The following is a 20,469-nucleotide window of genomic DNA, read 5'->3' as shown; positions in this document are numbered from 1 at the left end:
CGGCATCGTTGGTCTCCAACACCGCTGGCGATCGCTTTATTGACCAATCCGTTCTGACCGGCAGCGCGGTTATGCGTCCTGCCAGTTGAGTGAAATTGCGGCCACTTGTCAGCTCGGTTGCTTATAGGCCAACACTCATAATAGTTCGCGCGCCAGGCCAATGTTTATCTCTTCGTCGCTTAGGACGTCCTCGGACACGCCCTCCTTTGTGAGTTGGCCAGATCGCTGCAAGCATCGAAAAGGTGGCTCAGCTGGACTTACAGATCCCATGACTGGTTGTGACGGGATCGCAAATCCATGCTTACCGCGGCGAATTAACATCTCTGGGGTTACCTTCCGCCTTGTGATTTGTGTGTTCATCAATTTTCTTTGGCCGGCAAGTTAAGATCCCTATTGCGGACCGATCCACCGACTGGATCGCCAGCTTTTGGCGCTTCACTCCACGGCTCATGTATCAACCAAGTATCGCCGATGCGTTTCAGTCCCATCCTGCTGTTATCATCGACTCTGACAGACCAAACCGAGTCGCCGTCGTACTGGATACGGTATTTTCGGTTCTTCGGAAGCGGCTTCTTGCTTTGCTCGTCTTCACTCGCCTCTGACCACAATGCAAAGTCTTTCACAAATTGACGCGGGTCCTTCAGCATGGTTGGTGAAGTGGCGATGAGCGTCGCTTGATCATTCGTGATCGCACCGCGTTTCACTGAATCATTGTCACTGAAATAGGCCTCGGCTGCTTGCAATAGGGCCGTCGATGCGATCGCTGGCGGATTCTCGATCGTTGCTTCTTTCAACAGTTTCTCCAATTCATCTCGGAACCTTTGCTGCTCGGGGGCAAGCTTTCGATCTTCATCGTTCGGGCTTCCCGGAAAGATAGCCCCGTGCATGATCATGGCGGTCATCAAATAGGAAGCCGCAAACCCATTGATGACTTCGTCGGAGTAGCAGTCAAGGCATCCAACAACATCGCCTTTCATTTGACATTCCGCATAGCGTTTCATGAGCGTCTCGGGTGTCGCGTGACTTTGATCGAGTCGTTTTGTGTCGGATCGCTTGAAGGGTGCGGGAGAGAGTGCCGGACTCGGCGATGCGTTAATCGCGGGCGCGGCGGAGGGGCCATAGTAGGGATTCTTCAGCAGTTCCGCGATTTTGTCGTCGACTTCGTGAGCGTCGTATCCGCCGTCACCGTAATACGGCATGTGCAGTTGCCGTTGCAGGATGCCCTGTTTGTCGACGATATAGACAGGGCAATCCCGTTCAATGCCCCAGTCGAGTTGCAGTGGGGCGTTGTGCAGCGGCTGCGCGATTACTCTCCAGGGCAAATCGCCGCGTTCGGATGCGGCGAGTAGATTCGCAGGGTCGGAGTTGCTCATGATGCCGACGAACTCGACGGGAGCCCAATCGTACTTCGCGACGAGCTGCCGGAGTGGACCATACATTTCTTTGTAGTCGTCCTCATGTTCGGCAAAGAGCAATACGACGACCTTTCCACGCAGTTTGCTGAGTCGAAATCCTTTTCCGTTGATATCGGTTGCCGTTATTTCCGGAGCGTCGGCACCAACGATGACTTTGTTGATCGCGTGCCCCAATCTTTGTGCCGCCACACCCGCGGTGCCGTAGTTTTCGACGATGACATCGGAATACGAATCCGCCAATCGCTTCAGTTTTTCATTCAGATCGGCACGCAACTGCTTGAAGTCCATGTTCTCAAGCTTCTTCCGGAAATTCCGCAATCTCTCGTTGAACTGAGGTGAATCCTCCTCATCGATCACCATCTTTCCTAGCACGCCTGGCAGCTCAGATTCATAAATTAGCAGATCCTTGCCCTGGACAATCTGAGCAAGCATGGCTTTGGCCCTCGTTTCGCGATGAGGGCTCTTGTCAGCGAGCGTTTGCCGGAACCCGTCTGCTTCTACGATGTAGAATGGCAGTCTGTCAAACAATTCAGCGATCGATTCCAAGCCATGATGGTCGAGATAATGCGTGGTCAGTCGGCGACGGGCTTCGACAAGTGCTTTGTGGGCATTGGTAGCCGGGTCGAACTCACCCTTGGCCATCCTAGCGACTGTCCTGAGTGCCTTCAAACCGGAATGGGTGCCGCGTTGTTTTTCTTCAAAGGCCAGATATTTCGCGGGCATGATCGCGCGAGGGTCCAGCTCCTTTCTGATACGATTGACCTCGGAATCGTCTTCAGCCTCGTCGCGAGCCTTGCGATACGCCGCTTCCATTACACGGAATTCTGCGTTCAGGCTTGATAGTGCCGCGACTTCCGCACTACCATCGAAGCTGGGATCTTCAGTGCAAAAATCAGCCCACGGCGTTGGCGTGTTTGGCTTTGGCGGGTGTGCATCTGGACCTCGGCGCGCAGAGATCTTTGTAGAGTCCCCGGCGATTCCACCTGTCCCGTCGACAAGCCGCGGAATGTTCAAGGCGTCCATTTTTTCGGCAAGCTGCCTCGTTGGAGTCGGGAGTTCTCTTTCGACTAGTAGTTCCCGCAGCTTGTAATCGATAATGCGAAACCGTTCAGAATTCTTGTCTTGGCCTGTTGCAAACGCGAGCCAACGTTTCGCAATCTCCAGTTCTTCTAGTCCACGCTTTCCGTCGATGACGAACTCTTTAGCCTCTGGAATTGTTTGGAAAGAAGTCACGTTTCGTCCAGTCACCTCGGCTACACGGTCAAGCATCCGTTGGAAGTCCTTCTCCTCGAGAGGCGAATCGACGTAAAAACACTTCTTGGAACGTTCTTCTTTTTCAGAGTTTGTGATGTCTTTCCAAACAGGAGAATAGGTATTGATGATCGTTGGAACGCTCTTCTTTGGAGCCGTATGCGAAAACTGCTGAATGTTGTAACCGGACAGAATCACGCCACGCACATCCGCTTCTGGATCCACGCTCCAATTCCAATTTGCCACGCTATAACAACAGAGCACCACGACCATCGGCTTCCCGGTTGATTTCACGAACACCTCAATGGGCTGGTGGTTGACGGGTCCATAGCAACCGACAACGTGAACTTGTGTGTCGCTGGGCAATTCCACGTCCGGAACTAGGGTGTCGGACACCGTTTCGGCTTCTATTGCGGTAGCAGTCTGTTCATCTGATGGACGCGATGCCTCAGTGGCAGATCGTTCACGCTCCGATCGGACATCAATCTTCGCTAGCCACGTTTCGCGTCGCTTCAGTGTCACGCGATCGCCTGAGATTTCCAAATGGGTGCTCTTGCCATCGACCTCGATTCTGTAAGTGCCTGCACGCAATCGCGTCGTAGCTCCTTCCTGCGAGACCGTCATTTCTCGAGCGATCGTCTCGCCTTGAATGATCCGAATCGGGACATCCACTGTTGAATTGCTTTCGATACGAATGGTGCCTTTTTCCATCTCTAAGAGGATGACACCAGCGAAGCCGATGAAAATGAACGCGGCTGCGGCTGCGGCTGCAATGAACTTCAGCCACGGCGGACGGCTTGCTCGCTGGGGCGAAAGGGCGACGACAGATTTAGGCAACGGCGTTGTTGTTGGGTGCTGCGTGTGCGCGAGGCAATCCTCTAGCACTTCAGCAACTTCTGCTGCTGAAGCGAATCGCTCACTCGGTTGTTTCGACATTAGCTTTTCGATAGTCATGCAAAGCCATTCGGGGATTTCGGCGTTGCTCTCGCGAATTGGACGTGGTTCCGTGTCAGTGATCAGCCGCAGCACGCCATAGCTGGTGTCGGCTCGGAACGGGGCGTGCCCGACGCACATTGCGTACAGAACACTGCCCAAACTGAACAAGTCGCTGCGATGATCCACCGTTTCGGCGCGGGCTTGTTCGGGCGACATGTACTGTGGTGTGCCTGCGAGCGTGCCGGACCGGGTCAAGCTGGCGTCGTCGACGGCGCGAGCCAATCCGAAATCCATCAACTGCACTCGTTCAACATTGTCATCGAGAAAGAAGTTGGCTGGTTTGATGTCGCGATGCACGATCCCTTGGGAATGGGCTGCAGCGAGTCCCTTGGCGGCTTGCATCCCGATTCGCAAGATCTCACGAACCTCCAGCGGCCCGTTCTCCTGAAGCCGCCGCTGCAACGAGACGCCTCGCGAATACGTCATCACCAGATACGGAACGCCTTGCCACTCGTCGACACAGTGTATCGCCATCACGTGATCGTCGACAACTGCGGCCACCGCCTGGCCTTCGCGAGCGAAACGCTTTCGCGCCGCGCCAGAGGCCGCCAAATGAGGCAGCAACATTTTGATGGCCACGAACCTATTGAGCGATCGATCGAATCCTTTGAACACCGCGCCCATGCCGCCTTGCCCCAGCAGCCCGATGATTTCATAGGCACCGATCCGGCCCAGCATATTCGGGTCGTCAGTGGGGCCGAGCAGTTCCAGCAACCGCTCGGGCGAATCTTCATCGGTTCCGCTCGGTCGCTCCGAAAGCATTCCCGTTCGTAGTGAAGATTGAGTATCACACCACCATCCTTCATCGCCCACTTGATGCTCAAGCTTTTCGCGGCAGTCGATGCAAGCTGTGAGATGTTGTTCCAACTCGGAGGTTCTTTCCAACGCCATTTCACCGCTGAGCAATTCTTCCACTTCAGCATCATCGAGACACAAGGCAGACTGGTTCATGATTCATCACTCCAAAAGCTCGAAAGACTTTGAACGCGTTCTTTGATCCGCTGCATCACTCGGCAGCGAGCGATATAGACAGCTCCGGCAGATCGACCCAACTGCTGGGCCACATCTTTGATGGGAATCTCTTCGATGGTCGTTTGATAAAACATCGACCATGTCGACGCCGAGAACTCCGCCTGGACCGCGTGTGCTGAGACCAGAACGGCTTGCCGACGCGCTTCGATCATCAGTGCCGACGAAAGATCACTCGCATCATGCACTTGATCCAGGATCGCATCATGCCCGCCAGCACCCGTTGCCCGATCCGGTTTCGCTCGTGTCAACGCATTCAGGATCGCATTGCGAGCGATCCGACCGAGCCAATTGCGAAACCGAGTTTCCGAGTTGTAGGGTTCCCACTCGCTGACCTTCTTCGCCACTGAGAGGAAAACCCGTTGAGCAAGGTCATCCGCGTCGGCGTGTTGTAACCCACGTCGCAGCGTCATGCGAATGACAACAGGTCGATAAATCGCCAGAAACTCGGTCCACGCAGCCGCATCCTGCGGGTCGTTCAACCGCTGAATCAGACTTTCGCTCGTGTCCGGCCATTTATCCATCAAGGTCCTCTCTATGTAACTCAACACAGATACAAGGATAATCTTTCAGCGTTTTCTTGGCTTCAGAGCGAAACTTTGCTTTTCGACTGGGCAAGTCGACTAATTAAAAAAACAACAGCCACAATGATTGTTGTGACCGAGGCTCAATGAAGAGGACGGTTCGGGTAGCCGACCAGAAGCTCCCCGAATAAGACTCGTACCACGATGTTAATTCACAGAGGAGCATGGGCAATTGGTCACAGGCCGATGCGAGTTGCGTGATACGCTCGGGCGCTGAAGTTGCATCGACTTCAGCAGCAAATTGGCCAGGTTTTTTGTCCGCGTAGCGCGCAGCGGTGTCTTTGCCCAAGTGTGGAAACTGCTCGGAACGGTGAACCGCCAAGTGACATTGGGCTGTCCTAACCAAGCAGTTTAGTGCAAGTTGGCATCGGTGTGAATCGCGACTAGGCATATTTCCCCTACGGATTTTTCAACGCCATTAGGGCAATAGTCAGATCGAGGTTATTGGACGGCATCCTGCCCCCGCCCTGATGGATTCGTCCGACATAAATTGTCTCAGTTTGCGGTTAGGCGGCCTAAGAAGTCAGGCGTTCGTGCCCCAGGACGAACCGTCAGTGCCCGTCCTTGGGCACATAGCACTTCGCTGCTCAAGAATCCGCTTCCTCGAATTTTCTTCTGCAACATGGGCATTGTCCTTCAAACCCCCGAGCGAGCGTCTTGAACGATGACGGCTGCGGTAGGCCCAATATCGCCCGGAATGCGAGTGGAGCTCGATGTGCATAATGGCGGTAGGTAATTCCACCTGCCGAGTGCCCTAGGATCTCGACCGATGATTCGGGCACATGCTCGTCATAGTAAGTCGCGCATGTTTTTCTGAGGTCTTTCAAAACCCAGAGACGCTCGTCGCCGGATTCAATATCGCGTTTTGGAAATATGCCGGCCAACTTACAGAGTTGGCGGAATCGAATATTCGGACGAGTACCGCCACCGAGAAAGACTGGGGCATCGGGATCTGGCTCGTCGGGGCAAAGGCTCTTCAAGTGGAGCCGAACTGTGCGATTCATCGGACGCCAGAAGGCCTTGCCTGTTTTCACGCGCCGATAATAGAGCCATCCCCAAGGTGATGACTCTTTGAGCTCCCGGTCAGGCGACTGTGCGTCCTGCCAGTTGAGTGAAATTGCGGCCAATTGTCAGCTCGGTTGCTTATAGGCCAACACTCATAATAGTTCGCGCGCCAGGCCAATGCTTATCTCTACGTCGCTCAGGACGTCCTCGGTCACGCCCACCTTATGCACTGCGGCGACCGGCCGTTCGGCCCCTATATAGCGTGCGTTTGGGCGTGCGCACCGGGGGAGTGTTGTCGTTGATTCCCTTTTCGCATCTACTCACCGTTTTCACTTTCGCCATTTCTGTAGGCTCGTAACGATTGCTTCGCGAAAGCTAACGTCCTCGGTGTGAATCGTGCATAATGACCAATGGCGGAATTGGCATTGTTATCTGAAATAAAAAGCGGCGGGATGTGTCGCAAATCGGTTCACGAAAAACGCTATATTCAAGTGGTCACCGCAATCGATGTATAAGCAGGTCTTGTCATGAGCAAACCGCGATCCACACAAGCCAATTGGTGCTGTTGGGCGATTACCGCATTGTGCTGCGTTTCGTCACTGCGTGCCAGTGATCCAATAGCAGACGGTTTGGGAAAACTTGATGCTCAGCCTAATCGCCTCAGTGGTCAGGTAATACTGGCCAATGGCGAACCTGCCGAACGGGCGACCATTCATGTCCGCGGCCACGCGCAGAGTGGAATTGATGCACACATCACCGCCGACGACCAGGCTCACTTTGAATTTGTGGTTCGCTACCCATCCGACGCGTTGGCGCAATTGCAGATTATCGCGTCCAGCCAAGATGGCCAGCAGATCGCCTTTCATCGCTTCGCTTGGAAGGATAGCCAACGCGCCACTGAGGGATTCCAGATCCAGCTTGAGTCACACCGCCCAGTCGCTGTCGAAGTAACTGACCAGCAGGGAGCACCGGTGGAAAACGCACATGTGGCCTTTCAAATCGGCTGGCCTCACATACTAAGTGGCATCGCGACCGATGCCTCGGGCATGGCAACCGCCCACTTACCTGAGTCAGAGCGCATAGAGGCCGTCATGGCATGGAAAGATCAGGCTGGACTTGATTACCGTCTCTATTCACTGCCGCGCGATCAAATCGCCGATGTTAAAGCGGTCCCACCAGAATTCCCACGCGATCAACCAGAACATTTAGTGCTAGAAGGTGCTCGCCCGTTGACAGTGCAATTCGTCGATGCCGACGGACGCCCATTGGAAAATGTAAGTATTTATCCGTGGTTGCTGAAAAAACCCAATGCCCCCGATAGTTTGAATCTGAGCTACTTGGCGGCCAGTGTTACTCAAGTTTCTGACCGACAAGGTGAAACAACGTTCGCGTGGCTACCGAAATGGCAACAACAAATCGTCACACTTTGGCCACAGGCGGAGGGCTACGAACATATTCGCGTCCACTATGACCCCGCTAAAGAACTACAACCGGTGCGCGCCACGCTGAATCGACTTGTACCCATCAGTGGTCAAGTGGTTGATGCGGAAGGTAAGCCGGCTAATGACATCGAGATTAAAGCCATGGGGCGAGGCAGGTCTCACAATCAGTTTCGGAATATGACGCGAACCGATAGCGAGGGGCGGTACAAAATGGAACTTGCGCCTCACCAGATTTATCTGTTGACTGTTGCGAGCGATCAATGGGCTGCGGCTCCGCAAACTGGATTCGCGGTCTACCCGGACACTCCACTGGAGAATCGCAATTTCCAGCTCCGCCGCCCCACGCGGGTGCACGGGCGACTGCTCAACGAACGGACGCAAGAACCGATTCCGAATGAACGCGTTATCGTCTATCAATACGGCACCGGTTTGCACGACATGCCAGACGTGGAACTCCCCAATCCAGAGAACGAACGTTACGTGCTGCAGCCAATCCAGCAGTACTACGCCACCACCAATGAAGTGGGCCAGTTCGAGTTTCTACTGGGCGATGGTGAGTTTGATCTTCGACCACCGCAACAGGAAAAGGCAGAGAAGTTCACGATTGCCCATCAGCCTGAGATTGAAATGGACCTAACCACCAAGATTCAACCCGAAGTCGAACTGTTGGGTTTGGTTATCGGGAAGGAATCTACTCAGCCCATTGCGGGAGCGATGGTTCACGGGGTGCCACGCACATTTTCCGGACGGGATTGGCAGGCGGAGACAGGGGGGGATGGCAAGTTCCAAGTTCGTCGCCGCGAGGAAGCAACTTACGTGCATGCCCATAATGGCGATCGCAGCCTGGCGGCGATTGTGGAGGTTGGCGATACCAAAAAGACTTTCGTCATTCTACTGGAACCAGTCGGATCCGCTCGTGGACGATTGGTCAACGATGCGCTGGAACCCGTCGTTGGACAGAAGTTGCAGTATGGTGTAGATGTCCCTGACCTCGACAACAACACTTGGAGCACTCGCTTTGGTGGTGCTACCGTAACGGATGAGCACGGAGATTTTGAGCTGCCCGGGCTCGCCCCAGGTTGGGAATACAAAGTCCATTTCCCCCCCACGCCGGAAGGCTCAATACCGCAGTTGACAAAACTCACCATCACTGCGGGCGAGCAGCGGGAGTTGGGTGATCTGAAGACCCCGGCTCCACGTAAGCCCTACAAGCCACCTACACTTGAAGAACGCATTCAATCGTCATTTGAAGTCTCGGGAACACCACTGGAGCGTCACCAGCGCAGTTTGGAGACAATCAAACTAGTCAATCAACATCAGCTAATTGTGTTTGGTGTTCCCGACGATCCGTCGATCGTGAGCTTGATGAAGTTGCGATTCGAGGACCCAGGCTTTCGGCCTTTCAGCGACGAGTTTCGTTTCTTGCCCATACCCACGGATGCTCCTAGCTTGGCAGCCGCGCTGGCGCTTGCCGAAAACCTTGAGGAGGCTCTCCCCGGAGACGGGCAAGTGTTTCGGCTAGTCATCTGTGACGCGGCAGGAACGAAGGTCGCCAGCGCGGGAGTCGAGCAGCTATTCTCGGAGGGTAAATTCTCCCAAGATAAATTCTTCGATTTATTGCGTCAGCATCTCACTGAGCCGCTCGACGCCCGACAATTGCTGGACGATGCTTTTCGTCGCGCAGCCCAGGAGAACAAGCGCTTGATCGTTCAAGAAACCGCCACCTGGTGTGGCCCATGTCATATGCTTTCTCGATTGCTGGATGCCAATCGAGTATGGGAGCAAGACTATATCTGGGTCAAAATGGATCATCGTTGGACGGGAGCCAAGGAGATCATGGCCGAAATTCGCGACGGTGCCGAAGGGGGCATACCGTGGTTTGCAATTATGGGCGCTGATGGCAAAAAGCTTGCCACGTCCAACTCCCCGGAGAGTGGTAGCAACATTGGCTACCCCTCCGAAGCCAGCGGTCGAGTTCACTTTGCCCACATGCTCAACGCTACCCGCCAGCGTATGAGCAAAGCGGATGTGCAATCCATAATCGCTGCAATTGACGACAAATGAAGTGGCTTCTACAGTCCCGGCAGCGCGGCGCCGACGGGCGTGTCGTCGGCGCATTGAGCACGAAGCGGCGCTGTCATGTTCGTCATTTCTGTAGGCTTGTAACGAGTACCACGAGTTACGGCACCCGCAGTGCACAAGCGTTGTGTTGCAATTTGACCGCCTGGCAAGTTTCCAAGCTGCTGACTGGCTCTCGTTATTCGATCGAATCGAGCGCGATTGGCTTCCTTCACCAAGCATGCCGCAACTCGCTCCACTCGTTACGAGCCTACTTGGACGCGGCCGGAGACCGTGCAAATCGCGGGCAATAGGACAAATCACGACAGCGCGCGACCGGCTCAGTTCGTGCCCCAGGTCGAACCGTCATTGTGCCGTTCGAAAACTCGCGTTGGTGACAAATGTCACGACCACCTTGGTCGCGAAGTGTCTTTGGAGTGGTACTTGGACGAGATTGCGACACTGCTGTCAGTTTGACAGCGTATTGCTGGTGCGGTCTCGTTCGCCGACGAAAAATGAGCAACTGGCTTAGCCAAGTCGGTTGGTCCAACGAACGCAGTTTAGAGTGGTTGAGCGAGATTGCTTTAGGGCGTCTCCTGTGCCTTTAGGCCCGCGTTGATTCGGTAGGCAATCTAACTGTCAAATATCACTGGTGTTTTGCACAGGTTGGATGGCGAGCTGGAGCTTATCCTGCGATTAACAACAGGTTCCTAAATCACGCCTTGCGTTTCCTATCTCCGTAATACGATTCGCGTATGATCTTATGCGGCCCGACCACGAATGCATTTTGTACTCAGAACAGGCAGGAAAAGTTGCGAAAGTCAGTGACGAACGATTCGAACGCCAGTACAGGGATGGGCCAGCCCTCTGCGACGATGATTCTGCGGACCAAGCTGCGACCGCCCGCGGCGGTGCAGCGTCTCATCTCTCGTCCGCGATTAGTCGAATTGCTGCAGCGGAATCCGCGCCGGCCGTTGACCGTCGTGTCGGCGCCGGCTGGCTATGGAAAAACAACGTTGGTTTCGCAGTGGCTACAGGATGCCGAAGTCAAACCTGCCTGGGTCCAATTAGGCGATGAGAATAGTGAACTCAGGACCTTCTTGAGCTATCTGGTCGCCGCAGTTCAAGTCCGCTTCCCAACAGCATGTTCTGACACCGCTGTTCTGCTTGAGGCGGCACAGTTGCCGCCGTCGTTACTGCTCGCAGAAACCTTGAGTAACGATTTGGATTCCATTGCCGAGCCTCTGGTTGTCGTTTTGGATGACTACCATCTGATTTCGAATTCCGGTATCCACGAATTACTCGACAAACTGTTGCTTCATCCACCACGTCCGCTGCACCTGGTATTGGTGACGCGGCACGATCCGCCGATCTCAATGGCATCACTGCGGGCACGGGGCTGGTTGACAGAAATTCACCAGGACGATCTCCGCTTCACGAATGCGGAAGTCAACGCAGTGCTTGGCGAGATGGCGGGAGTGTCCGTCAGTCAAGCGACACTCGAGCACCTCGAGCAGCAGGTAGAGGGGTGGATTGTTGGCCTGCACCTGGTCGGTCTTGTCATTCGCAACCAGTCTGTCCCAGAAGCGTTCTTGTATGGGTTGAAGGGTGGCTTTCAGCAAGTCTACGACTACCTATCTGAACAAGTTCTGACCGGGCAACCGGCAGCGATGCGTGATTGCTTACTGCAGACCTCTGTATTGAGTCGTTTTTGCCCCTCGCTTGTCGAAGCGGTTTGCGTCTCGCCAAACGATTCCACTGACAAGAACACGAGCGGCGAGAAATTCATTGAAGACGCCCAGCTTGCCAATCTGTTCGTTGTTCCGTTGGATTCCCAAGGCCAGTGGTTTCGCTACCATCATCTGTTCCAAGACCTTCTAAGAAGGCAACTGCAACAGTGCTATTCGCCCAAGGACATTGCCGGCGTGCATTCTCGGGGCAGTGTTTGGTATGAAAGCCAGGGGTTGATCACGGAATCGATCGAACATGCCCTGGCGGCGGAAGACGTAGTACGAGCGGCCGAAATCATCGAGAGGTGCCGCCGCGACGAGTTCGCAGCAGATCGCTGGTACGTGGTTGAGCGTTGGCTGTCGATGCTTCCGGACGGCGTCAAGCAGCAGCGGCCAAAGTTGCTGTTGGCCGAGGCTTCGATCGCGATTTGCCGATTTCAGGTCGCGCGAATCCCGACAATCATCGAGCAGGTGGAAAACTTGTTACGCGAGCAGACCGTAGAGCCAGCGGTTCGGGGAGAACTGGCCTACCTTCGGGGATTCCTAGAATACTGGGAAGGCAATGCTCAGAGCAGTCAGCAGTACTTGGAAGAGGCGATCTCGAAGATTTCGGGCGAGAAGAATCCGATCGAGGGTGAGGCTGAATTAATGCTCGCACTAGCGCTTTGCATGGGCGGGCATGAGAAAATGGCTGTTCGAGGATTGGAAGACCGGATCGATCGTTTCGGCGTTTCGGAGAATCAGCTTTTCTCGAGGCTTACGGCCGGCTTGGCCTTTGTACACTCGATCTCGGGTGATCTGCATCGCTCTCGCCTCGACGCGCAACGTCTAAAGCTTGTGGCTAATAAACTCCGCATCCGCAATACCGAGGCCTGGGCTTACTACTTGCAGGCGTGGGGTCACTTGCATGCCGGCGAGCTTGAGGCTGCGACCGGTCTGTTTGCGGATGCCGCGGAGTTTAGATATGTTCTGGACCCCAGGGCGGCTGTGGACACGCTCGCGGGCTTAGCACTCTGCCAACAACTCCGTCAACGGGAGAACGAAGCCGACGAGACGACGAACCTGTTGCAGCGATTCGCCCAGGACTTGAACGAACGTCAATACCTGGACTTGGCTGATTCGTTGCAGGCTCGAATCGCTTTGTTGCGAGGCGACTCGAGGCGAGCCTTGCAGTGGGCTCGCTCTGTGAACGAACAAGCAGTGCCATCATCGTTGTTCCTCTGGTTGGAAGCCCCAGCGATCACTCAGGCGAGAGTTTTGATCACAGCTGGTTCGAAGCGAGATTTGGCAACTGCGACCAAATCTCTCAAAGCAATTCGCGAGGCGAGTGAGTCTTGCCGATTCACTTGCCAGACGATTGAAGCTGCCGCCCTGCAATCCGTCGCGTTTGACAGGCAAGGCTCTACGGATGATGCGTTTAACTCACTTGACGAGGCGCTGGCACTCGCCGAGTCAGGGGGATGGGTCCGGCCATTTTTGGAGTTGGGTCCACCGATGACCAGCCTGCTCCAACGAGCACCATTAGAAAATGTTTCAATTGAATTCGTCGATCGCCTGTTGGAGGCCTTTGCGGAAACCCCGAGTGCACCGGCGCATGAGTCATCGGGGCAGGCGAAGACGAGCATTCCCATCGTTGCTGAATCGGGGCCTACCGTCTCGGACGGGACCTCAAGCGCTGAGCCCTATGTGGAGACGTTGACCCAACGGGAACTCGAAACCCTGCAAATGCTGGCCCTGCGGCTTTACGACAAAGAAATAGCAAAAGCCCTCTCCATCTCGGTTTGGACCGTTCGGACGCACGTGAAGCACATTTTCGAGAAGCTGCATGTCACTGGCCGACGTCAAGCCGTGCTCAAGGCCGAGGAGCTTGGTCTGTTGGAGAAGGGCTAGAAAGACCACTGAAACCGTATTGGTCGGCCAATACGTTGTCGTTGTAAAACATTGCCAATAGTGTATCGCCCGTTTGCAAATGACCGATTTGCGGTCCCGTGACCAGGGCTCCCAACGTACTCTGCCGAGCGTGCGTGTCGAAGGTCGTCTCATCCAATCCTCGAGGCGACTTGGGTAGGAGCAAATAAGGCGTTCCTGGAGAAATCGGACGTGTTGTGTTGAAGATCACGTCAGTCTTCAAGGCCCCGAAAACACTTAAATTGAAATACGGATTGAGTGTTGAGACGCGCGGGCAGTCGATACAAGTAGCCCTCAGGCTGCGGGCAGCTGTGACGGGCAGGCTGCCGCCGATCCGCCCCGCCCAGCGACACTGCTTTTGTCCCAGGCTCCTCCGCTCCCTAACTTATCGCTCATTGTTAGTGATGTGGCTGTCGTCCCGGACCACGACACTGGATGTAGGGGCCAAATATGGACATGCCTCGCGAGAATCCTGCTTGCTGCCGACTGCTAGGTGCTGCAGCACCTCTTGCTGCTCAGCTGCCAACAGCGAAGCACCATGCACTCACCGTGAAACGCCTTTGGAAGAAGAACGACATGCCAAGTAGAAGTTTTTGCCGGAGAACGATCAGGCGCTTGGCGGACTTGCTCCTTCCCCTTACGTTCCTCACATTAGTCATTTGCCTGGGTTGGGCATCACCTCACTTGGCGGCACAAGGGCCGGGCGACATCAAGGCGGCCGATACCTCAAGTCCGCGTGATACGTTGCGGAGCTTCATCGAAGCCTGCAACGACTTACACGAGCATATTACAAGCGCCCCGGGGTACTACGATCGAGCTAACCCGGAGCATGTCGCCATTGCCGAACGGGTCCTGGATTGCATTGACGATAGTGAACTCCCAGCATTTGCTCGCACGGACCGCGCCGGCGAGGCAGCCGTATGCCTCAAAGAGATCTTGGACCGAGTCGAGTTGCCACCCTGGGATCAGATTCCCGATATCGCGGAGATTGTCGCCGCCGGTGGACGCGAGAAATTGCCAGTTTATCGAATTCCTGACACCAGAATCACAATTGCCTTAGTGGAACAGGGACCAAGGCGACTGGAGTACCTCTTCTCGCCCGGCACCCTGGATCGCGCACCAGGCTATTTTCAGAGTATTGCAGCCAATCCGTATCGCACCGAGGGAACGCCGATCAGCAAAGACTTCTATCGGTGGTATCTATCCGCACCGGGGTATCCCGCGTTGGCGAGCGTTGTCGATACCTAAGCTACCAGCAGGTCGCATTGAGAGTCACCGAAAAACCAACATGCGAGTGGGTCTTGCCAGCAAGCGTCAGATCAACGGGCTTCGGCGAATCAGGACGGATACTGCCGAGCGACAGCACAGCCTTTGCAATCTTTCACGCGAGCCACGCGAATTCGGATCCGAGCCCGTTCACGCTGGAGCCGTCCGACGGTCTACCCAAACGCTTCATCCTTGGCCGTCTGGCATCCCTAACTAATCCCTAATCGTTAGTGATGCCTCTCGTTCAAAACCTCTGGACAATGAGTGGGTTGTTTGGCGGAACCACAGCTCGGCGAACGGAGAATCTTGCCATGTCAAAAAGCAACTGGCCACAGCTTACCCCAAGGGAGCCGGCTAGCTATCGCATTGAGGTCGAAGGCTTGTTGGATGAGACGTGGTCAGGGCGATTGGGCGGGATGCAAATCGGCACCACGTCGCGAGTCGACCAGAAACCGGTCACCACCCTGACAGGCACGGTTCGTGACCAAGCCGCGCTGATGGGTGTGCTCAACAGCCTCTACCAAATGCACATGCAAATTCTGTCAGTCAATTGCACAAATTGCGACGAAACCGAAGAGACATCTTGACCAACGTCACCGATTTCCGAGGCAGCGTCGACCAAGAAAATGGAAGAGGCGTGCAGATAAGAAGAAAGTGAAAAGAAGAATGGCAAAGCGAATGAGGGCTCCACAAGCCATAGCGGCCCAGCGAGTTCGAGTTGGTGAAGCCATTGAAGATGCGGACACCTCAAGCGCCGCATGCGGCCACGCGTGCATGCCTTTGGGAAACGAAACAAGCAGACAAGGAACAACTCATGAACATCTGCGATGATTTTGAAATCATCTCCATCGGGCCACTGATCCATGTGAGAGTCCACGACGATTCTCGGCAAGCCGCTCCGCTGGTCTACGCGCAAGCGATCGATCGCCAGGTCCAGGAATCTGGACGCGTTTGCGTACTGATGGAATTGTGTCTACCGGCGAAGCGATCCGCGATACCTTGGTGGCAAACCTCCAGCAGTGGCTTCAGAGATCCCATCAAGCTCGATGAGGTGCAACAGTGGCTTGAAAGTGGTAGACAACAAGAATGGGAGGAATGCAACCATGGAATTTCTTGATGTCTTCGCGATCATCATTCTCTTGGTTCTGGGCTTTGCGTTGGTTGGTGTTTGGGTCCTGCTGGGGATGATGCCCGGTCGGATTGCCCGCGGGCGCAACCACCCGCAAGCCGATGCCGTCAGCGTTTGCGGATGGTGGGGCGTCATCACCATGGGGCTGCTGCTGCCAGTCGCGTTCATCTGGGCCTATTACAAACCGGTGGTCGCCCTAGACACCGAAGCTTCCGATGTCGCAACCTCAACCAAAGGAGACACAGCGTGATTCTTTTCCTGACCCTGATTTACGTGGCGTTCTTGGCCATTCTGGTCAAGTTAAAAGTTGTCAGTTTCCACTTGTTCTGGAAACTCTCGCCGATCCTTTGGATGTTGATGCTACTGGTGGTGCTGTTCATTCCGATGCAATGGGGTGCACCCTCGGGCGCGGTCAATGTCTATCGCATGGTGGTCGAAATCGTTCCCAACGTCAGCGGCGAAGTGATTGAAGTCAACGCGCAGGGCAGCAAGCCGATCAGTAAAGGTGACGTGTTGTTTCGGCTTGACCCACAGCCGTACCAAATCGAAGTGGATCGATTGATGGCGGCCGTCAAGGAAGCTGAGCAGGCAGCCAGAATGCTGCCCGCAGGCCTCGCGGAAGCGGATGCGAGCGTCGGTCAGGCCGAAGCAGCGATCGTCGCCGCGAAGCAGCAAGCCGCCTCCCTGGAATCCGTGCTCGTCGCGGCGAACGCCAGCGTTGCGAAGTCTCAGGCACAGCTTGAATTGGCTCGATCGGAAAACGAGCGTGCTCAAAAGCTGCTCTCCAGCAACGCGACCTCCAAAGAAGACGCCGAAACCAAGGAGCGGAACGTCGAATTGGCCAAAGCGTCCGCCCAAGCAGCCGAGGCTTCGCGTCAACAGGCACAACTTGCGTTGGAGTCCACCATTGACGGCGTCAACACCAGTGTCATCGAAGCCCAAGAGCGATTGAAGGCGTCTCAAGCAGCAAAGCAGAAAGCGGAGCTTGCGGTTTCGTCCACGATCAAAGGCGAAAACACGCAAGTGGCCCAACTGCGAGCTCAATTAGCGACCGCTCAATTCAACCTTGCACAAACCACCGTCGTTGCTCCATCGGACGGTTCTGTGATCGGGATGACACTGCAGCCCGGTCAGCGCGTGGCCGCGTTCCCCGTCCGCACGTGGATGGCTTTCGTCGATTCGTCCAGTGCACAAATCGCGGTTGGCATCGATCAAAACAGGTTGCGCCATGTGAAGCCGGGACAGAAAGCAGACGTCGTGTTGGAGCTTCACCCGGGCCGAACGTTTTCTGCAACGGTGGATCGGATTGCCTACATCACACCACAGGGACAACTTCAACCGACGGGAACAGTAGCCGCTGCACCGTCAAGCAGCCAGAAAACAATGCCCTTCGGTGTCGTGCTCACGCTTGATGACGCGGGGCCGGATATTGACATTCACGAGTTGCCCGGTGGCGCGACCGGAACGGCAGCGATCTACACCGATTCAGTGAAGGCAACGCATCTGATACGCCGTGTGATGATTCGCATGGAGACTTTCATGAACTACATCATGCCGTCCTAACTAGCGGTTCACCCCTTAACCATCGACATGAACATTCTTCCCGAAAGTAGGAACAATACGATGACCACGCGACGAAACCACCACCTGCTAACTCTGGCAGCGCTGGCCTTCTACTGTCTGACGACCGGCGTTCAAGCACAGCCACCCGCAATGAAATACTCCACCGAAATTCCGGCGAATGTTGTCACTCCCGATCGCACGGAAACGCGTCTTGGGACACTGGAGTTCGTTGACGGATTCCCCACCGAAGCGACAGCGGAGAAGGTCTGGGATCACTTGGACTTCTCGCGTGCTGTGGAGTCCATGATCATGACCACGCCCGCGGCTTCGCTGCAGGGATTTCGCAAAGGCATCCAAAAGTGGGGCCCGGACAACGAGACCATGATCTATTGGGGCGGACGTCTGGATTCCAAAGGCTTGCTTCTGACGGGCAATACCACCGTGGTCTACACATTCATGTGGATCGACCTCAAGGATGGCCCCATGGTCATGGAGACCCCACCCAACGTGTTGGGCATCGTCAACGATGCGTGGTTCCACTATGTCTGCGATTTCGGTAACGCGGGCGATGACAAGGGCAATGGCGGAAAGTTCCTGTTGGTGCCGCCTGGCTACAAGGGCGATTTGCCCACCGACGGCTACTTCGTGAAGAAGTCAAAGACCTACGGCCACTGGCTGGCGATGCGCGGTTTCATGACGGACTTCGATCCGGTTCCTGTGGTCAAGAACATGAAGGAGCATTTCCTTCTCTATCCGCTGGGTAGTGAGCCCAAGGAAGTCAACTGGGTCAACACAGCGATGAAGGACTTCAACACCCTGCACGCCCAGGATGAGACCTTCTTCGACGAGGTCAACATCACGGTCCAGGAAGAGCCGAACTCGGCCGAGACTTCCGAGATCCTCGGATTGCTGGCCTCGATCGGCATCCAGAAGGGCAAGCCTTTCAAACCGAACGCCCGCATGAAGAAGATCCTCGCTGAGGCCGCCGCAGTCGGCACCGCCGCCCAACGCACTATCCTCTTCCGCAACCGCGACACGGAGGACACCGCGATCTGGCCGGGCAGCAAAAGCTGGGAGTTAGGCTTCGCTGGTGGCAGCCACGAGTTCCTCAACGACGGTGTCAGCCTGATCAATTCGCGTGTCCGCTTCCACTTCTACGCTACCGGCATCACGCCGGCGATGGTCAAACCGCCTGTTGGCGCGGGATCACAGTATGTAATCGGTATGCGTGATGCCGAGGGGAAGGCACTCGACGGCAGCAAGACCTATCGAATCCACATTCCGCCAAACGTTCCGGCCGAGCAATTCTGGGATATCACCGTTTACGACAACCAGACGCGTTCGCTGTTGCAAACTGACAATCCTTACCCGGGCGTCACCAGTATCGACAAGGCCACTGTCCAGAACGCGGATGAATCTTACGACGTCTACATCGGCCCAACGAAGCCTGATGGAAACGTGAACTGGATTCAAACGGATCCATCCAAGGGTTGGAACATGTTGTGGCGGATCTATGGTCCGACGCAAGTCTGGTACGACAAAGGTTGGCGTCCAAGTGAGATCGAAATAGTGAAGTGACGCACCTGGATCTTTTGGCGGGGGAACCGTGTCCCAATCCGGTGATGGCCAACGCAAAGTGAAGGCTATTCACTCACTGAAACGAGTCATCAAGACAACGCATCGACGTTGTGTGGCGACAAGGCTTTGAAGAAACTTGACCTAAAACCTCGGTAAGGGAGTACAGAGATGCTTGTGTTAACACGAAAACCAGAGGAATCCATTTTCATTAACGAGAACGTTGAGGTCGTTGTCCTTGGAATCCAGGGAAGCAAAGTTCGCTTGGGTATTGAGGCACCCAAAGATGTTTCCATTCTTCGACGAGAGATCATTGTTGAAATCAATCAACACAATTCAGCGAATTCCGATTTGCTGAAAACCTCCAGACCGGTTGGGAATGAATCTGCCGGTGCTACGGTGACGTTCAACTCTTTGAAATCGTGAACCAACATGGACCGCTATCTCGACAAGAGCATGCCCATCGAAAAGGCTGTCCCGGCCGCGTCGAAGAACATCCGCAGCACGCTGACGGTGTACCCGCTGTCGACCGCGGATGCCCCCCCGGCCACCGAGTTTATCAACGTATCCGGCAAGGACATGCACGTGATTCTGCCGAATGATTACAGCGCGTTCGAAAAACTGTACGTCTTGATTCAAACAGAACTGGAAAGTTATCTCGGCCCGGAAGCCAGGGGAATGATGGCGGCGATCGGGATCGAAAAGGGCAAGCCTTTCGCTCCGGATGCACGCATGAAGAAGATCCTGACCGACGCCTCCGCGATTGGTAACGGTGCCGCCCGCGCCATCAGCTACTTCCCGCGTAATCCCGGCAACCTGACTTACAAGGACAGTGATGCCTGGGTGCCAGCGCCATCGGCTACAGATGTAAAAGCAAGATTTGAGCGATGAACAAGCACCCGCGGCTAGCTTCGTTTTCGAACACTGAAACCCACAAAGAAGGCGGCGGTGATGGCCACAACGACAGGCAAGAAACCCACAAGAAGGACCACAACCAGTGAGCCTCAGATGACAGAAACCCCGATGACAGACACGCAACTTCGTGAGGCCGTGGTCCAGCTGCTGGAGCGCGAGCAGCAAGCGAGGGAGCAGCGTGAACTTGATAAGAAACGCGAGGAGGAAGCCGCGGTCGCCCGCAAGGAGCAGGAGACAGAAGCCGCCATGAACCGCATGGCGAGATCGGTAGAGATCATCAAATACTGCGTCCTCAGCATCTCATCCGTGATGGCAATATCGCTCGTCATCGGCATCCTGGTGCTGATGGAAGTCGAACGAGAAGCCGAGCGGATCAAGGGCGAGGTGGTAGAGATCGAACGGGAGGCGGAGCGGATCTACGAGAAATTGTCCAACCCGCTCGCGGCCGTCGGCGCCAGCTTCGACCGCGAGTTGAAACAGAGGCTAGGACTGTTCACGAGTGACGCCGCACCCTCCTCACAGAGGCCAGAAGAATAACAGGAAGGGTAAACAGTGTGCTGACAGGCAAAGCCGCAGCAAAATCGTTAACCACAGATCGTCTTA

13 protein-coding genes are annotated in these 20,469 nt (G+C 55.2%); 11 read left to right on the top strand and 2 right to left on the bottom strand.

Annotated features, from left to right (window positions below; all coding sequences use genetic code 11):
- Positions 1–359 precede the first annotated feature (359 nt).
- On the bottom strand, positions 360–4,613 hold the full coding sequence (locus Q31a_RS30150; RefSeq protein ID WP_197356708.1) for a protein kinase domain-containing protein: 4,254 nt from the start codon (positions 4,611–4,613) through the stop codon (positions 360–362).
- Entirely contained in the window at positions 4,610–5,215 is a 606-nt protein-coding gene (locus Q31a_RS11530) for an RNA polymerase sigma factor (protein WP_145077687.1), read from the bottom strand. The genes Q31a_RS30150 and Q31a_RS11530 overlap by 4 nt, the downstream gene beginning before the upstream one ends.
- Before the next feature lie 1,592 nt (positions 5,216–6,807).
- Here Q31a_RS11530 and Q31a_RS11525 point away from each other — a divergent pair.
- The 11 genes from Q31a_RS11525 to Q31a_RS11475 all read left to right on the top strand — a co-directional run bounded on the left by Q31a_RS11525 (position 6,808) and on the right by Q31a_RS11475 (position 20,403).
- The gene (locus Q31a_RS11525) at positions 6,808–9,786 is read left to right on the top strand and encodes a thioredoxin family protein (RefSeq protein WP_145077685.1); all 2,979 of its coding nucleotides are present in this window, start codon (positions 6,808–6,810) and stop codon (positions 9,784–9,786) included.
- Between the two features lie 818 nt (positions 9,787–10,604).
- Complete coding sequence (locus Q31a_RS11520) at positions 10,605–13,400, top strand: LuxR C-terminal-related transcriptional regulator (protein ID WP_197356698.1); 2,796 nt, start codon at positions 10,605–10,607, stop codon at positions 13,398–13,400.
- A 633-nt stretch (positions 13,401–14,033) separates the two neighbouring features.
- On the top strand, positions 14,034–14,666 hold the full coding sequence (locus tag Q31a_RS11515) for a hypothetical protein (RefSeq protein WP_145077681.1): 633 nt from the start codon (positions 14,034–14,036) through the stop codon (positions 14,664–14,666).
- A gap of 329 nt (positions 14,667–14,995) precedes the next feature.
- Positions 14,996–15,271 (top strand): hypothetical protein, encoded by a 276-nt coding sequence (locus Q31a_RS11510; protein ID WP_145077679.1) that lies wholly within the window; start codon positions 14,996–14,998, stop codon positions 15,269–15,271.
- Between the two features lie 227 nt (positions 15,272–15,498).
- Positions 15,499–15,801, top strand: a complete 303-nt coding sequence (locus tag Q31a_RS11505; protein WP_145077677.1) for a hypothetical protein — start codon at positions 15,499–15,501, stop codon at positions 15,799–15,801.
- Complete coding sequence (locus Q31a_RS11500) at positions 15,788–16,063, top strand: DUF3302 domain-containing protein (RefSeq protein WP_145077675.1); 276 nt, start codon at positions 15,788–15,790, stop codon at positions 16,061–16,063. The genes Q31a_RS11505 and Q31a_RS11500 overlap by 14 nt, the downstream gene beginning before the upstream one ends.
- A complete protein-coding gene (locus tag Q31a_RS11495; RefSeq protein WP_197356696.1) occupies positions 16,060–17,376 on the top strand; it encodes an HlyD family secretion protein in 1,317 nt (438 codons plus the stop codon). Before Q31a_RS11500 ends, Q31a_RS11495 begins: the two co-directional genes overlap by 4 nt.
- A gap of 60 nt (positions 17,377–17,436) precedes the next feature.
- Positions 17,437–18,954 (top strand): DUF1254 domain-containing protein, encoded by a 1,518-nt coding sequence (locus Q31a_RS11490; protein WP_231691160.1) that lies wholly within the window; start codon positions 17,437–17,439, stop codon positions 18,952–18,954.
- Positions 18,955–19,122: 168 nt separating this feature from the next.
- Positions 19,123–19,377 carry a carbon storage regulator CsrA gene (gene csrA / locus Q31a_RS11485; RefSeq protein ID WP_145077671.1) on the top strand — a complete coding sequence of 85 codons (255 nt, stop codon included), beginning with the start codon at positions 19,123–19,125 and terminating at the stop codon, positions 19,375–19,377.
- Positions 19,378–19,383: 6 nt separating this feature from the next.
- Positions 19,384–19,842, top strand: a complete 459-nt coding sequence (locus Q31a_RS11480; protein ID WP_197356694.1) for a DUF1254 domain-containing protein — start codon at positions 19,384–19,386, stop codon at positions 19,840–19,842.
- Between the two features lie 117 nt (positions 19,843–19,959).
- Positions 19,960–20,403 carry a hypothetical protein gene (locus Q31a_RS11475; RefSeq protein ID WP_145077669.1) on the top strand — a complete coding sequence of 148 codons (444 nt, stop codon included), beginning with the start codon at positions 19,960–19,962 and terminating at the stop codon, positions 20,401–20,403.
- The last annotated feature ends 66 nt before the right edge of the window (positions 20,404–20,469 follow it).

Origin of the sequence: Aureliella helgolandensis, assembly GCF_007752135.1 — a bacterium.
Lineage (GTDB): Bacteria > Planctomycetota > Planctomycetia > Pirellulales > Pirellulaceae > Aureliella > Aureliella helgolandensis.
Note: the sequence above shows the minus strand (reverse complement) of the source record. Positions and strands in the feature narration are given on the sequence as shown.

Excerpts from the sequence above, each read along its gene's own strand:
- Q31a_RS11510 (WP_145077679.1), top strand. The coding sequence starts at position 14,996 with ATGTCAAAAAGCAACTGGCCACAGCTTACCCCAAGGGAGCCGGCTAGC.
- Q31a_RS11500 (WP_145077675.1), top strand. The coding sequence starts at position 15,788 with ATGGAATTTCTTGATGTCTTCGCGATCATCATTCTCTTGGTTCTGGGC.
- Q31a_RS11480 (WP_197356694.1), top strand. The coding sequence starts at position 19,384 with ATGGACCGCTATCTCGACAAGAGCATGCCCATCGAAAAGGCTGTCCCG.
- Q31a_RS11530 (WP_145077687.1), bottom strand. The coding sequence starts at position 5,215 with ATGGATAAATGGCCGGACACGAGCGAAAGTCTGATTCAGCGGTTGAAC.
- Q31a_RS11490 (WP_231691160.1), top strand. The coding sequence starts at position 17,437 with ATGACCACGCGACGAAACCACCACCTGCTAACTCTGGCAGCGCTGGCC.
- Q31a_RS30150 (WP_197356708.1), bottom strand. The coding sequence starts at position 4,613 with ATGAACCAGTCTGCCTTGTGTCTCGATGATGCTGAAGTGGAAGAATTG.
- csrA (WP_145077671.1), top strand. The coding sequence starts at position 19,123 with ATGCTTGTGTTAACACGAAAACCAGAGGAATCCATTTTCATTAACGAG.
- Q31a_RS11525 (WP_145077685.1), top strand. The coding sequence starts at position 6,808 with ATGAGCAAACCGCGATCCACACAAGCCAATTGGTGCTGTTGGGCGATT.
- Q31a_RS11475 (WP_145077669.1), top strand. The coding sequence starts at position 19,960 with ATGACAGAAACCCCGATGACAGACACGCAACTTCGTGAGGCCGTGGTC.
- Q31a_RS11505 (WP_145077677.1), top strand. The coding sequence starts at position 15,499 with ATGAACATCTGCGATGATTTTGAAATCATCTCCATCGGGCCACTGATC.